The organism is Pedobacter sp. (genome assembly GCF_035566355.1).
In the GTDB taxonomy this organism is placed as follows: domain Bacteria; phylum Bacteroidota; class Bacteroidia; order Sphingobacteriales; family Sphingobacteriaceae; genus Pedobacter.
In genome coordinates, this window is sequence record NZ_DATMRL010000446.1 from 1 (window position 1) to 14962 (window position 14962).

At 43.8% G+C, this 14962-nt stretch carries 9 protein-coding genes and 1 tRNA gene; 3 read left to right on the top strand and 7 right to left on the bottom strand.

What is annotated here, in order from left to right; translation table 11 throughout:
• The 3 genes from VNZ46_RS17105 to VNZ46_RS17115 all read left to right on the top strand — a co-directional run.
• A partial coding sequence (locus VNZ46_RS17105; RefSeq protein WP_325561265.1) for an NUMOD1 domain-containing DNA-binding protein occupies positions 1 to 1037 on the top strand: 1037 nt, incomplete at its 5' end.
• A 98-nt stretch (positions 1038 to 1135) separates the two neighbouring features.
• Positions 1136 to 1208, top strand: a tRNA-Thr gene (locus VNZ46_RS17110).
• A 712-nt stretch (positions 1209 to 1920) separates the two neighbouring features.
• Complete coding sequence (locus tag VNZ46_RS17115) at positions 1921 to 3975, top strand: beta-L-arabinofuranosidase domain-containing protein (protein ID WP_325561266.1); 2055 nt, start codon at positions 1921 to 1923, stop codon at positions 3973 to 3975.
• Between the two features lie 10 nt (positions 3976 to 3985).
• On the opposite strand, the gene VNZ46_RS17120 is transcribed toward VNZ46_RS17115, so the two are convergent.
• The 7 genes from VNZ46_RS17120 to VNZ46_RS17150 all read right to left on the bottom strand — a co-directional run.
• Positions 3986 to 5014 carry a PKD domain-containing protein gene (locus VNZ46_RS17120; RefSeq protein ID WP_325561267.1) on the bottom strand — a complete coding sequence of 343 codons (1029 nt, stop codon included), beginning with the start codon at positions 5012 to 5014 and terminating at the stop codon, positions 3986 to 3988.
• 41 nt (positions 5015 to 5055) lie between these two features.
• Positions 5056 to 6474 carry a PA14 domain-containing protein gene (locus VNZ46_RS17125; RefSeq protein WP_325561268.1) on the bottom strand — a complete coding sequence of 473 codons (1419 nt, stop codon included), beginning with the start codon at positions 6472 to 6474 and terminating at the stop codon, positions 5056 to 5058.
• Positions 6475 to 6504: 30 nt separating this feature from the next.
• Entirely contained in the window at positions 6505 to 8220 is a 1716-nt protein-coding gene (locus VNZ46_RS17130; RefSeq protein ID WP_325561269.1) for a DUF4983 domain-containing protein, read from the bottom strand.
• 17 nt (positions 8221 to 8237) lie between these two features.
• The gene (locus VNZ46_RS17135) at positions 8238 to 9860 is read right to left on the bottom strand and encodes a DUF5008 domain-containing protein (protein ID WP_325561270.1); all 1623 of its coding nucleotides are present in this window, start codon (positions 9858 to 9860) and stop codon (positions 8238 to 8240) included.
• A gap of 29 nt (positions 9861 to 9889) precedes the next feature.
• Positions 9890 to 10618 (bottom strand): hypothetical protein, encoded by a 729-nt coding sequence (locus VNZ46_RS17140; protein WP_325561271.1) that lies wholly within the window; start codon positions 10616 to 10618, stop codon positions 9890 to 9892.
• Positions 10619 to 10643: 25 nt separating this feature from the next.
• Positions 10644 to 12212, bottom strand: a complete 1569-nt coding sequence (locus VNZ46_RS17145; RefSeq protein WP_325561272.1) for a RagB/SusD family nutrient uptake outer membrane protein — start codon at positions 12210 to 12212, stop codon at positions 10644 to 10646.
• 13 nt (positions 12213 to 12225) lie between these two features.
• A partial coding sequence (locus VNZ46_RS17150) for a SusC/RagA family TonB-linked outer membrane protein (RefSeq protein ID WP_325561273.1) occupies positions 12226 to 14962 on the bottom strand: 2737 nt, incomplete at its 5' end.

Genomic DNA, 14962 nt, shown 5'->3' on the forward strand with positions numbered 1-14962 from the left:
TGGTTAAAGAAAAAAAACTACATAACTTTAGCCTGGCCAGACTGGTTTACTTCTGTTTTAATGAGGAATTTGACCTCAGCAACAAAAATCTGTATATTTTGGCTAAAGATGGAGATCCGCTCAATGTGAGTTCGGAAAACCTGATTCTTGGCACTTCAAAAGATAAAAATGCGAAAATGGAAGCGGCAGGACGAAGGGCCGCTCCTTTTAAAAAGCTAACATCTGAAAATAGAAAACAGATACAGGAAAAAATAAATGCGATTAAAGAGGAGAAAGGTGTTTACCGCATCAGCCGATATTCTTTAAGCGGAAAGTTACTGGAAACTTATCCAAATGCAAAAGTGGCCGCTGCTGCGATGAAAACCAGCCAGGGTCATTTATCTGCAGCTGCACGTGGAAAGAGTAAAGACTCTGGTAGCCTGGTAACGGCATGTGGCTATCTTTGGAGACGCGGAGCTCCGGCGGAGATCGATGTTCAGGCGCTGATTGAAAACAAATCCTTGGGTGCTTCTCCCCTGATCAGCCAGCAAAAACGTATGGGCCAGTATGACTTTACGGGTAAACTGATCAATACCTTCAGTACGATCAAGGAAGCTGCGAGAATAGTTAAGGTACATCCGGGTAGTATTCAAAGGGCCATTACCGGAAAAAGAATGAGTTGTGGCGGCTTTCTGTGGAGAAGGGGTACCAAACCAAAGATCCAGGTAAAACACCTGACGCAATCGGCCTCTTTCAATTCGAGGTTATCTCCGGAACTTACACAGGTTTCGCAGTATGATCTGGATGGGAAATGGATAAAAACCTACGCGACTGCGGCTATTGCTGCCAGAACAACAAAGGTGGACGAAAGCGATATTTACAGGGTTGTTAAAGACAAGGCTGTTTCGGCCGGTGGTTTTTTATGGCGTTCCGGAAGTAACCTCAGGATTGACATTAATGCCCTTCGTAAACACCCTCACTTTAAAAGATCCGGACTTGAGAAGCACATGAAGAAAAAAAGAGAACGAAGCTTACTTGAAATGGCACAAAAAGATTAAATATTTTTTGGAATAAAAAAAGAAAGTTTTACATTTGCGCTCCTGTTGGTGAAACAGGAGCATTTTTTTTTTAAATGCATTCATTGATTTAATTAAAAGCCTTCTTAGCTCAGCTGGTAGAGCAACTGACTTGTAATCAGTAGGTCATTGGTTCGATCCCGATAGAAGGCTCTTTAATTTCCTCCCCTACCCCCTCATATTATTATATTTTTCTGTAATCTGTTTACCAAACAAAGGTTTAAGATGGGGTGAATTTCTCAAAAAATTCTGTACAGCTGCTTCAAGGCTAACGATATCAGGTCCGCTGAAGAAGCGGACAGATCTCTGAGGCCTTTCCGCAGCGTACGAGAATTTTTTGTAGCAAATTGCAGAGGAGGGTGGTGATCCGGACTGGATGCAAAAAAAGACTTTCTACTGGGCCGGATTGTGTCTGGTGCAGACCTGGCTGGGGTTTTGCTGGGCCAGGGTACCTTTTATCCCAACAAGCCCCCACTCAGGCCTCAATCTGGCATCACTTTTCTGCTCTCCAGTCTCCCAACAACTAAACTTAAGGCCCTGTTTTCTAACCATACAGACTAACATCGCTATATCCTTCTTTTCTGCACCATGCATGGTCACCACCCTCCTCTGCAATTTGCTAAGGAAAATTCTCGTACGCTGCGGAAAGACCTCAGAGATCTGTCCGCTTCTTCAGCGGACCTGATATCGTTAGTCTTGAAGCAGCTGTACAGAATTTTCCGACATAATTCATCCCCAAATTCACTTCTTAACGTTTTAAACATTGATACGATTTGATGATTTTTTGATAAAATACAACGAATCTCCTGGACGAAAACTAAATAGCTTAGCATGACACAAAGAAAACTTAACCAATTATAAAATTATGAGAAAAGGTTTATTGATGATGGCGCTACCATTGCTCCCATTATCTGTTTTTGCCCAGGTAAAAAAACAGGAGCACAAACTTCAGGTCAGCGTCGTTAAAGCGGCCAATCAGCAACGCAATTCATTTTATGTAAACAACAAATTCCCCCTTCAAAATCAATATTTCACTAAGCTTCCGGTTGGAAGTATCCAGGCAGGAGGATGGTTAAAAAAAGCATTGGAATTACAACGTGATGGCCTGACCGGCAATCTTGGCGAGATCAGTATCTGGCTCTCTAAAGAAGACAATGCCTGGTTAAATAAAGAAGGCAAAGGAAAGTATGGCTGGGAAGAACTTCCCTACTGGCTGAAGGGCTATGCCAATATTGGCTATATGCTCCATGATGAAAAGATCATAAAAGAAGCCAAATTCTGGATAGATGCTGTACTCAATAACCAACGCGATAACGGAGATTTTGGACCGGCAGTAGAACGTAACGGAAACCGGGATTTGTGGACCAATATGTCTATGCTGTGGTGTCTGCAATCCTATTATGAGTACTCCAAGGATCCAAGAGTCATTCCCTTTATGACCAAATACTTCAAGTATGAACTTTCAGTTCCCGACAACAAGTTTCTCGAAGATTACTGGGAAAACTCAAGAGGCGGAGACAATATAGCCAGTGTATACTGGCTGTATAACCGTACCGGGGATAAATGGCTCCTGGATCTGGCCACCAAAATCGACAAAAACACCGCAAACTGGCGCCAAGCTCATCAATTACCAAATCTTCATAACGTAAACATTGCTCAAGGCTTCAGGGAGCCGGCAACATTTGCCTTGCAAAGCCACGATCAGAAGGACATAGAGGCAACTTACCGAAATTTCAAGCTGATCAGAGAGGAATACGGACAAGTTCCCGGAGGTATGTTTGGTGCGGACGAAAATGCCCGCAAAGGCTATAATGACCCCCGTCAGGCTGTTGAAACCTGCGGACTGGTGGAACAAATGACCTCAGATCAAATGCTCCTGGGCTCTACAGGAGATCCCTTCTGGGCAGAAAACTGTGAAGACGTCGCTTTTAATACCTTTTCAGCCGCCTTTATGCCGGATTACAGATCTCTGCGCTACCTTACTGCACCCAATATGGTAGCCAGTGACAGCAGGAACCATAGGCCCGGTATAGATAATGAAGGGCCATTTCTCATGATGAATCCCTTTAGCAGCCGCTGTTGCCAGCACAATCATGCAGCAGGATGGGTTTATTACGCAGAAAACACCTGGATGGCCACGCCGGATAATGGCTTGGCTGCACAACTCTATACAGAAGGAACAGTTACGGCCACCGTTGGTAAAGGCACTACTGTTCAGCTTCTGGAAACAACCAAATATCCTTTCGAAGATCAGATCAGCTTCACCGTAAAAACACCGGTAGAAGCCTGCTTCCCATTATATCTCAGAATACCCTCCTGGTGTAAAAATCCATCGGTAAAAGTGAATGGACGCAGCATTGCGGCGAACCTTAGTCATGGAAATTATATCCGTTTGGAAAACACCTGGAAAGAAGGAGACCAGATCGCTTTGAAACTTCCTATGGAGTTAACAACCAGAGAATGGAAAGAAAACAAAAACAGCATCAGTATCAATTACGGACCACTCACCTATTCTTTAAAAATTGACGAAGATTATGTACCTCGTGACAGCAAAGCCACTGCCTTGAATGATTCCGGCTGGCAGGCTGCTGCAGATCCTGCTAAATGGCCATCTTATGAGATATTTCCAAAATCGGCCTGGAATTACGGTCTGCAGATCGACAAAGAACATCCGGAGCACTCTATAAAAGTGATTCGCAAAAGCTGGCCAAAAGACAATAATCCTTTTACCAATTCAAATGCGCCAATTGAATTAAGAATAAAGGGCAAACAAATTAAAGGCTGGACCATGGACCAGTATGGTTTATGTGGTCTGCTGCCTTTAAGCCCTGTTAAAACAAATGAACCAGTATCAGACTTGGCTCTGGTTCCTATGGGAGGCGCAAGATTAAGAATATCTGCTTTTCCTGTAGTGGAGTAAGAAAGGTAAGTTATTGCATGACAAAAACCCTCCATTCGGCAATCTGAATCAACCCCGCACCGTTATTTACCGGAATATTTAACCGGTAATACCGGTAAGGGGTTGAATTGTTGAAAAGGTACATTTTGGTCAATCCTCTTGTTGGAAAAGCTTCGTTAGTGCGCTGGTCCACTTTCGCCCAGGAAGTGAGATCGTTTGAGCCTTCCAGACTAAAGTTCTTTGGGTCACGCTCAATGGCATCATCTCCTGAAGTCAAAGAATAAGCTCCCAGAACCACCGGCTTATCCAGATAATCCAATTGAGCCCACAGATCCCCTTTATAGTCGAACTGTAAAAACTTAGTTCTGGTATCCTTGTCAATCAGTTTGAGAGATCCTTCCTTGGCCGTTGGTCCGCCATCATTATCCCTGGACACAGAGAACACCGCATTTCCGGTCACATCATTTAAAACTCCTGCAGACCCCACCAATCTGGTCACCTCTGCTGTTGACCCTTTTGGAGTTGTGATCTTCACCGTGTAGGTATCATAGGTACCTGCGGCAACAGAAATCTTGGTGGTGGCTGCAGTTTCAACCAGCTTAAGTACGTTTCCCTCCAGTTTGTACCAGGATACCGTTTGCGCTTTGACGGGTGCATTAAGAGATAAAGTTATTTTACCATCCGCCCCATTTGAGGATGTATAACTAAGGATATCATCCGGTTTAAGTTTAATCTTTACTTCTCTTTGTGCCCAATACCCCTGATCATTTTTAGACATCATTCTAACCCGGTATTCACCAGTGTTGATAAAGGTATGCATCGGAGAAACCTCCGCAGTGGTACTGTCGTCTCCAAATTCCCATCTGATTTCTTTGAAATCTTTAGAGAGATTTTCGAACTTAAAAGTGAAGGGATCATCGGCACTCACCTGTTTATAGTTAAAGCTCGCTGTTGGTTTTGGCGATTCAGGTACTTCAACCGGTTGCTCCTTATTCTTTTTGCAGGATACTGCAAAAAGAATAAGGAGGATTGCAAGGATATTATATATTCTGTTGTTCATGATTCAAGGGTTTTATTTTTTCAGTTCCTTCATGTTTAATGCTAAGGGGCAGGAAAAAGTTGTGATTTTGGAACAACCTGCCTGCCGATGCCGGCACCTGGCACTTCGTACTCCAATATGGCCTGCTGACCTCCAACATTCTCGCGGTGATTGGCTTCTATCGAATAGCGCTGGCCGCGTTCCAGGAATACCTTTCCGAATCTGCTTGGCTTATCCCATTCGGCAGTAAAATCGTTGACCAGGGCCACTCCATTAATAAACAACCTGGCACCGTCATCCCATTTGGTTTGATAGAAAATATATTCTCCTCTCACAGGGGCGAGGAATTCTCCAGTCCATCTGGAAGACCAGTTATCATCTTGTTCTGGAAAAGGCTGCCAGCCTACAAAATTAATCTGCGGATCAATCCTAACCAGGTCAGGGAGCCTGCCACCTTCGTTTATCGTTTGTGTTCCCTTAAAATACTCGGCCTTAAGCCCTGTTCCATTTCCTGTGATAAACGAATTGTTATCCAGGCTTACAGAAGGATCAATCAAAACCACGACAACGCTGTTTGCCGGATGTAAGACATGTTTAGTTGAGCTGCTGAGACGAATAACCATGGCAATGGAATTGTTCAGATTCTGGTCCATTGTACTCCATGGAATATTAAGTTCATATCCAATCTGCGTTTTATTTCCCGGGAAATTAATCACAGAATCGAGCAGGTATTTCTCTTTTGTCAGCGGCAATGTACCTTCCGGAAGTATCTTACCAGCGACAAGAGCACTAATTGTATCTGTATTTACGATTGTCTTTATGCTGAATGCGGATCCCGGGATTCCAGCCAGCAGTACATCCAGAGGAATGGTTACTCCGGCAGAGGTGACCTTATAATTCTCTCCTCTGGTTACTTTTAAGAGACCTCCTCCGCCATTCTTAATGGATAGATAATGTATTTCTTCCTGTTTGACCAGATCTTTTGTATCCAGTACAATCAGTGTTGTTCGTTTGACCTTACTGGCCTGATTACCTTTTGTTGGATCATCAAGACTTACCGCCAGGGCTACTTTTTTTCCATAGTACTGTTCCAGCGTTGTTACACTGATTTGCACGGTAAAGAAAGCACTGTCTACTCCATAGGTAACCTCTGCGACATTAGGCAGTTTAACGGACAAGGCTGGCAGTGCCACTGTGTTGACCAGCGTCTTATTTTCGATAAGACCATTCACGGTATCGGTATTTAGTGTCAGACTGATTTGAAAGGCCTTGGTTGCAGGTGCAGAAAGACCTACTCCTACTTGCAAGATAATTTTTTCATTATCTCTTTGGATATTTCCTCTTAGTCCGCCTGCGGAAACGGTTACGGGTGTTCCTTTAGCAATGGAAAAATCCTCCAGGGCATTTCGTTTGCAGGAAAAAAGCTGTAGCAGGATCAGGATCAGGAAAGAGAGGTATATAGAATTAAGTTTCATATTCATGATATTAATTTGATTCTGATGGTTTGTTAATTATTGATCCAGCCATACCCGTCCGTCCAGCTGCCAGCTTTCCTGGCGGGGAACTTTAAGCCAACTGATGATTTGTGCGGCTGCATCTACACTTCTTGGAACCAGGGTACCGAGATTGTCCTGTGAGGGAGCGCATATATATTCTGAGAGTTTATCCCAGGAGGAATCTCCTCCCGAAAATGTCATATGACTGCCTAATGGACCTTCATCCAGAATCGTATCACTGTGATTACCAACCACAGGCCAATAGCCTGCCAGGTATTGATAATAGGGATGTCCCGGATCGACATAGGTGTCACAGGCAAAACGATTGATCACAGAATCGGGCAGAGCGGCTTTCCAGATCCTCACGTCGCTCAGGTAAACATCTGGTTCCCTGTGCCCCGTACCTGCCAGATATCCAAGGGTAAGCAAGGCTGAATTATCCATATTTCCCCATCCGGAAATATCACGTTCATTATTGAAGGCTCCATTGGTAAAAGTTCTTACATAACGTTTGTTTTCTCTGATGACACCTACAACGGAAACGCTGTTCCAGGTTGCATCGGCCAACACTGTTCCTTTAACCTGATCGCCTCCTCCCGGGCCTTTGGCATTAAACATCCAGTAGTTGTCTTCAAGAAAAATAACCCAGCCATTGCCCGGCCATCCAGAGGTCCACTCTGCACGCTTGCCAAGAATGGAAGGATAATAGAATTTATAATTGTCATTTGGTCCTTTGTTCTTCTTGACTTTTAATTCAATCGTAAATTCTGCTGTCCCTAGATTATAGACGCTGTTATCTCCGGCAGTTACCTGCGCCTTTCTATGGTCGTTGAAGCGAATAAATTCGCCCTGGTACTTGTTACCCAGGTAAGGTTTCCCAATAAAACGGGTTTTATATTTATTTGAATAAAGAATAGTAAATGTATTTACATCCGGATTGCTGAAAATAGTATTGTCGTTATTTTCTGCAGGTATGGCAAAATGCCCCCCACGGCTGGAAGCCAGTACAACCATCCAGTTTTCCTTCGCGTAATTAGGTCTTTTGGCCAGGGCCTGAAGCATTTCACCTAAATAGCTATCGAACTTCAGGATTGCATTTTTATAGGCAGGTACAGAAAGGTCATAACCATTTTGCGCACCCGCAGCGTCAATACTGGTAAAATGTCCGGTAACCAGGGTCAGGGCTTCATCTGAAAGGCTTGAAACTACCTTATCCTTAACCGCCTCGTCGTTTGCCAGTAATTCACTTACATCTGTGCCTGCGGTAAGATTATCCTTAAACACTGTCGAAGTGGTAAATACTTTTAGAAGGCTTTTGGGATAAGTTTCTTTGATCCGCTTATAAATGGTGGGAAATGAGGCCAGATTATTGGCGGTAAAATTATTTCCATCTACTAGATGTTTGGATTTACGGACCCCGGTCAGCAGGTCTGTCCAGGCCGTTCCCGGCTGACTTACTGTTTCGTCACTTAAGGATACCCAGGAATAAATTGACTTGGGCAGTAAAGAGCTGATGAAGGGCGTATGTGCATCCCGGACAGATTGTCCTCTTGCCCCATCGACAATAATGTAAAGAACTTTCGGACTTCCGTAAGCAACCGTTGCACTGTCTACACGACTGCCATCCGGAATCACTTTGTCAAAGCCTTTATTACAGGAAGACAACAAGACTATGAATCCTAAGATCAGACCCAGGCGCCAGATATGATAATTTTTTAATAATGTGATCATAATTAAATTATTGGAGGTTAAGGATTTTCTTTGTTGATAACCAAACGGAGAATATTGTTGACTGGCTCATTGTCAAAACGATAGAAATTACCAATCAGCAGTATAGCTGGTTTCCCGTCTTCGGTTTGCGTATCAATGACGTCGCCCAGCCAGCCGTTGAAGATTCCGGTAGAATTATATCCTGCTGCCAGAGCACCGGTTTTTTCAAGGATCATAAATCCATTCCGGGTAACGCCTCCATAGGTTTTGAATCCTCCGGTAACGACAATCAAACCATTATTCAGTTGTTTAGATTCTGAAAGGCTTCCTTCTACTTTTTTAGGTACAAAAGTTGGATCAAGTGTACCATCCTCGTTTAGCATCGCAATGTATTCACTGCTTTTTCCATTATAGGTCCGGAAACTTCCTGTGATGATATATCGTTTAGTCACTGCGTTGTAGCTGGCATTATTGATTCTGAAATCTGCTCCTGCTCCTCCAGGGTTAAAAGTAGGATCTATATTTCCATCTGGATTTAACCTGGTAATGTATCCGGCTACGGTATTGTCAAATTTTGTAAATGATCCGAACAACAGCATTTTACCAGCTAATGCCCCTTCTTTATGAAAGTAAGATCCTATACTTCCATTTCCACCAGGAAGTCCGGAATTGGTTGCCGTATTAAAACGATATGATTTATCCAGCGTACCATCCGTATTTAAACGGGCGATCTGACGCATTTCGATGCTATCCAGGATTACGGTATCCTTTGTCTCGTACTTGTTTGGTTTGTCGTATCTTCTGGACACATAGTAACGGAAAGACCCGGTTACAAGGACTTTACCATTCTGTTCATACATCCCGCCAATTACACCGTCTGTTCCGCCATTAAATTTTGGAAAATATTTGGTGGTATCTGTTTGTGTTGGCCTTCTGAAAGTTTTTATACCCATGGTATCAATACTTCCATTGCTGTTGAGCATCGTAATATTGCTGATGTTTTCCGTACGTTGGTCATATCCGCTAAACGCACCGGCAACAATGAGTTTTCCAGATACAGATATAATACTGGTCAACAGACCATTGGCTCCTTTTCCAGAACGCAGACTGGCGTCATAGCTACCATCCATAAAGGTTCTGACAATCCTGTTGATGGGCTTAATAGCGCCCCTGTTGTCGTAATTGGTAAAGGCTCCGACCAGCATGATTTTACCATCACTGGTCACCAATCGCTGAAAAACAGCGTTATTTGCACCACTGCTGGCTCGGAAAGTAGGGTCTACAGAAAGATAGCCATTTACTTTAAATACAGGCCCGAAAACAACTTTATCTTCTACAGAGATAGAAATCACTCCCGAACTGGCATTGTCCGGAACCACCGCTTTTATACTGTTTTCAGTGACTTCTTTAACGATGGCCTGCTCTCCGTTGATCCGGAGGATAAGTTTATCTTTATAAGGGACTAGTCCTATTGCTTTGATGGTGACTTCTACTCCAGGGTTTCCAGACTCAGGCACCGGAACTTGCGCCGTATTGATCACAATCCCCAATGGATTCTTCCCTTGCCCGTAAGGTTCACTGAACACTTCTTCTTTTTTGGAACATCCTCCCGCCAGCATCAGAAATGCGGCAAAGGTGGTGGCGATAGTCATCTTCTTCATATTGTATGATCCTTTATAATACATGGCACTTAACGCTTACTGTCTGATATGTCATTTTCCATTTCTCCCTGATCAAAACCCAGTTGATTACCACTAACTTCAAGTACATGTACGATACCATTATTGGGTTCAATATCTGACGAGGAGACTCTTATTGTTCTCCAGTTGTCGGCCGGTCTGGAGATATCCGGTATATAGGAGATGTGCAGCTGCCGGTATCCCATATAGCGCACCCCGCCTGCATCATTATAGACGACACCGATGTTGGCTACGGTATTACCATAGGCATAATAGATTTGTCCTGGATAGATGACCTGTTGTCCAAAATCGATCTGGGGGTAATCCATCAGCTTATTCTTACCTTTATAGATATAGCGGAGCAGGAATTTTTTCCAGATCAGGGGATCAACATCTGAAAGGACTTTGATGGTATCTTTACCTTCATTATAAAGCCGTCTGTTCACTCCTCCCTGGTCAAGACGCCCAATTAAGGCTTTGATATTCACGTCATTTGGCGCAAAAAAAGTAACTTCTTCATCGCTTAAAGTCTTATCCAAACCGGCCAGCTTTATTATTTGCACTAAAGAGTCAAACTCTTTTGGTTTGGAAGAAAGGTATTGTATAATATTACCTTGAAATTTGCCCTTTGCTAAACCGCCATCTTTATAATACTCATCGCGTTTACAGGCGGAGAAAAAGCATATGATCAGCAACAACGGGGAGACAAGATCTATGAATGTTTTTTTGAAATGTTCCATATTATTTTTTTTTCAAAGACTAGAATTAAAGACCTGAACTTTCCCAGTAATCGTTCAGGCTCATATAAGGATTATTATTTGTGGCTGCGTGATCAATTGGCCATGTCCAGGCTCTTCTGTTGAACTGGTCTCTGTTTAAAGGATGACGTGCCCATTTTGAACTCATAATCCGTCCGGTACGGACCAGGTCAAAATAATGCTGTCCTTCCCCGATCAATTCTCTTGATCTTTCCATGAAGATAAAATCCTTTAGCTCATCGCCACCGGCGCCATCATAAGGCCCTGCCTGGGCGCGGGCACGCACCAGGCCAACTATACTAATAGCTTCAGCATCCTTGTTGCCTAATTCAGCGAGTGCTTCTGCCCGGAGCAGCAACAGATCCGCATATCTGAAAATCAGGAAAGTATTGTCTGGATTTACTGCCGAATTTTCTGAAGCAGGAATGTTATGGGCAAATTTGGTCATCACAAATTTGTCATCACCAGAATAGACACCGCCGCCATACTGATCACCAAACCAGCCATCATTTTCTATAGGCTCTTTACGTTTATCAGGAAGGTCTTCCGGGAAAAGTTTGGACATATATTCGGTGGTGTAATAAAACAGGCTTACCTGGTTGTCGTATCTCGGATTTCTGAAAGGCCAGCGTAAAAAAGGTGCTGCGATCGGCGCGTCTATATTCACATTGTCGCCGTAATTGATGCTCCTGTAAAATTCAAACAGACTCTCTGCAGAACGTCCTTTAACCACCAGATCCCAATTTTTAAGCGGCAGCAAACTATAGGCATTGCTTTTCATCAGTTCTTCGCCGAGTGCTGCGGTTTCTGTGTAATAGACATTTTTCTTAACTGGATCAAAGCCTGCATTCCACATGTTCATGTGCATGATCAGGGCAACCGCAGCCCCACGGCTTGCTCTTGATCCTTTTTTAGACGGATCGCTATTGGTCCAGGGCATGTTGTTCATTTTACTCTTCATATCGGAAATACATTTATTCAGTACCGATACCATATTTTCTCTGCCGAGCGGGTTGGCCTGGTATGGATTGGTGTAATAAGCAACATCTCCAAAAATTCTGACCATCCAGAAATAGGTAAAGCAGCGAATGAAGGTTGCCTCTCCTATATATTGCTGTTTATCAGCCTCGCTCAGGCCGGGAATTCCTTCTTCCAGCTTACTGATGAGGATATTTGTACCCTGGATAACCTGGTAATATGTTGTCCAGTTGGTGATGTCCCAGAGATGGTAACGGTCTCTCCAGGCATTGCCGTCTATAGCATCATGCAGGTCATTTCTGCCAAGGGCTTCTACTATCCTGCCTTCGTTGACCTTAAAGTGCAGGGGATTGACCATGACCTCGCCCGAGCGGTATTCGCCTATAGCGCCCATCACCTGGGTCTGGTTGATCTTTTCAAAGAACTTGCTGTACAAACTGGTGATATTAGATTCTACATCATCTTTTGACTTAAAGTAATTGTTTCCAGTCAACTGGTCCTTTGGTACTACATTCAAAAACTTTTTGCAGGCGGTGCTGCACAGTACCAGGATGACAAGGCACAGCAGTCTGGCTTGATGACTTATTTGTGTTTTCATGTCTTTTTCTTGTTTAAAATTCTACGTTTAGACCCAGGTTGTATTTACGGGGGACAGGATAACCTCCGGAGGCGTCGCGTCCCATATTGGTCACATTTTCCGGATTTGGACCGGTATATCTGGTAAAGGTGTGCAGGTTTTCGCCTGAAACATACACCCTGATGCTTTGTACGCCCAGCCTTCTGGCCAGCCTTTTGTCGAACATATAAGATAGGGTTATGGTATTGATCTTCAGATAAGAACCGTCTTCTTCCCACAGGGACTGATCCAGGCGATAAGGTTGAATCGCTCCAAACCGGGTATAGTTATAGGCATAAGGATATTTAGCTACATCGCCGGGTTTCATCCACATATCGAGATCGGTCAGTGGCACTACGGCACGGTCACCAAAGGGATCCTTCATTAAACGCAACCGGTCTGCCAGGGCATTGTTCAGAATGGTACGTTTGGCGGTGAAAGAAGCGTAAACATCAAGTCTGAAGTTTTTATAGCCTATATTGGTAGAAAGACCACCGGTAAAGATTGGCTGTGAATTTCCAGTGATCTCATAGTCTCTTTCATCCAGGATGTAATCTCCGTTCACATCTTTAAAAATCGGATCTCCGGCCTCAAAAAAGCGGCCGCCTGTTTGATAGGGCAAACCTGTAACGGGATCTACCGGCACGTTCTTATTGTTTGAATACACGCCCTGGTTTACGCGAAGGTAGTTTGAAAGGGTATTGGAGCCTACCCGGTACACAATATGTTGCAGATAATCCTGATTGGTATCCCAGCGAATCATCTGTCCGTTATATTCGTCGGGCAACTGCGTGAGTACGTCATTATTAATGGCACCGTTGATAGAAAAGGACAATGTTACCGGCCCGTTCTTTAATGGACGTACGGTTAAAGAAATTTCATGACCATAATTGACTATACTGGCATCGTTACTTTTGAGTACACCAAAACCTGCGATATTAGACAGGTACCGGTCTAAGACCATATTTTTTACACTTTTGTAATAGGTGTCATAGGTCAGTTCAATGGTATTTTTAAATAAACCAATATCAAAACCAAGGTTGTATTGTGTCGTTGTGGTGGGCTTAAGGTTTGGATTTGGAATCAGGCCGTAATCTATACCAATACCCTGCAGGCCATTGTAATTTCCGTTGATATTATATCTGCCATAAATATCCACCAGAGAGGAGTTTGGATTGATATTCATTCCCCAGCTCAGGCGTATTGCTCCCATATCCAACCAGTCTGCTTTGGACAGGAAATTTTCCTGTTTAAAGTTCCAGCGCAAACCAACTGCAGGATTTTTTGAATATGGGTTTTCCGTTCCGCTACCGGAAGTGCCGTCCAAACGGTAGGAAAGATCAACGACGTATTTCTTCATATAGTCGTAGGAAGCCGCACCGGCAAAAGAAGCCGATCTGAAATTTCTGTAATCTGTGAGAATCCCTCCTCCCCTGGAATAATAGGCATCATAACCCAGAGGCCCCTGGAACTGATCGTTGGGTGTTCTTTCCTGACGGGTAATGGAGTTTTGCTTTCCTTCAACATAGATCTCGTTAAAGGCATTGATAAAGAGGTTATGCTTTTCTCCAAAGCTTTTGGAATAGGTTATCGCACTCCTGTTGTATAAACGATCCGAGCGACCATTAAACGCATACACTTTGGCAAACTGCCCGTTTGCAGCTGCCGGTGTAAAAGTATCTTCTGTATTGGAATCGAAGTTATAACTTACGTTGGTGGATGCCCGCAATCCTTCCAGGAACATATATGCAGCCTCTACATTGGTACGGAGGTTTCGTGCATTATTGTCATTTTTGGTTTTTAAAGCAGAAACTACCCCTGAAGTAGACTGAAAGAAGGATGGGCCCGGAAGCAGGGAGGATGCCATTCCGTTATTTGCAACACCAGTTTGCAGCAGTCCTAAGCCTTCTCCTTTATTGGTTTTTCCAATCCCCCCGAAAACAGATCCTACAAAAGAGAACTTTTCGTTGGGTTTATATTCCATGCGCATGGTAAGACTGTAGCGGTCGAATCCTGTATTACGGATCACTCCGTTTTCTTTGTAATAATTCAGATTGGTTTTGTAATTGAACTTCTGATCGCCCCCGTCAATAGCTAAATTATGGGTCTGGTTAAAGGTGGTGCGATAAAAAATGTCCTGCCAGTTGGTGGAGTTGTTGTAGTAAGCATTTAAGCTATCTGCCAGAAAAGGTGTAGAGCCGATCCGGTCTATATCTCCCTGACTTTTGGCATTTTCAATGATCTGTCTGATTTTAAGCTGACGTTCCAGGTTACCGCCCAGGGTTTCCCGGAGCTTTGGAGGCTTTTGCATGAAAGTATTGAGCGTGTAGCGGATTCTCGGTGTTGGAGAGTTTCCTCTTTTGGTGGTTATGATGATCACACCATAAGCCGCCCTGGAACCATATAAAGAAGTTGCCTGAGCGTCTTTCAGGATCTCTATACTTGCAATATCTTCCTGCGGAATCATGGATACCGGACTTACTCCCGGCCCTTGCTGCTGAAAGCCAAACTGAGAGGCTTGATCAGCGTCAAGCGGAACACCATCGATAACATATAACGGTGAAGTGGGCTGCAAAAAAGATTCACTTCCACTCCCTGTTACGGAAAGTGAGGAAATACCCCGGATGGTCGTGGTCCCTCTAAATCCCGGTGCACCGGTATTGACCTGGATATTGAGTCCTGGCACCTTACCTTGTAAAAGTTGTTCTATATTGGAAACGGGAACATCCTGT

What these genes read in the sequence shown, in the direction of transcription:
- VNZ46_RS17115 (WP_325561266.1), top strand. Translation starts at nt 1,921, where the DNA reads ATGAGAAAAGGTTTATTGATGATGGCGCTACCATTGCTCCCATTATCT.
- VNZ46_RS17120 (WP_325561267.1), bottom strand. Translation starts at nt 5,014, where the DNA reads ATGAACAACAGAATATATAATATCCTTGCAATCCTCCTTATTCTTTTT.
- VNZ46_RS17125 (WP_325561268.1), bottom strand. Translation starts at nt 6,474, where the DNA reads ATGAATATGAAACTTAATTCTATATACCTCTCTTTCCTGATCCTGATC.
- VNZ46_RS17130 (WP_325561269.1), bottom strand. Translation starts at nt 8,220, where the DNA reads ATGATCACATTATTAAAAAATTATCATATCTGGCGCCTGGGTCTGATC.
- VNZ46_RS17135 (WP_325561270.1), bottom strand. Translation starts at nt 9,860, where the DNA reads ATGAAGAAGATGACTATCGCCACCACCTTTGCCGCATTTCTGATGCTG.
- VNZ46_RS17140 (WP_325561271.1), bottom strand. Translation starts at nt 10,618, where the DNA reads ATGGAACATTTCAAAAAAACATTCATAGATCTTGTCTCCCCGTTGTTG.
- VNZ46_RS17145 (WP_325561272.1), bottom strand. Translation starts at nt 12,212, where the DNA reads ATGAAAACACAAATAAGTCATCAAGCCAGACTGCTGTGCCTTGTCATC.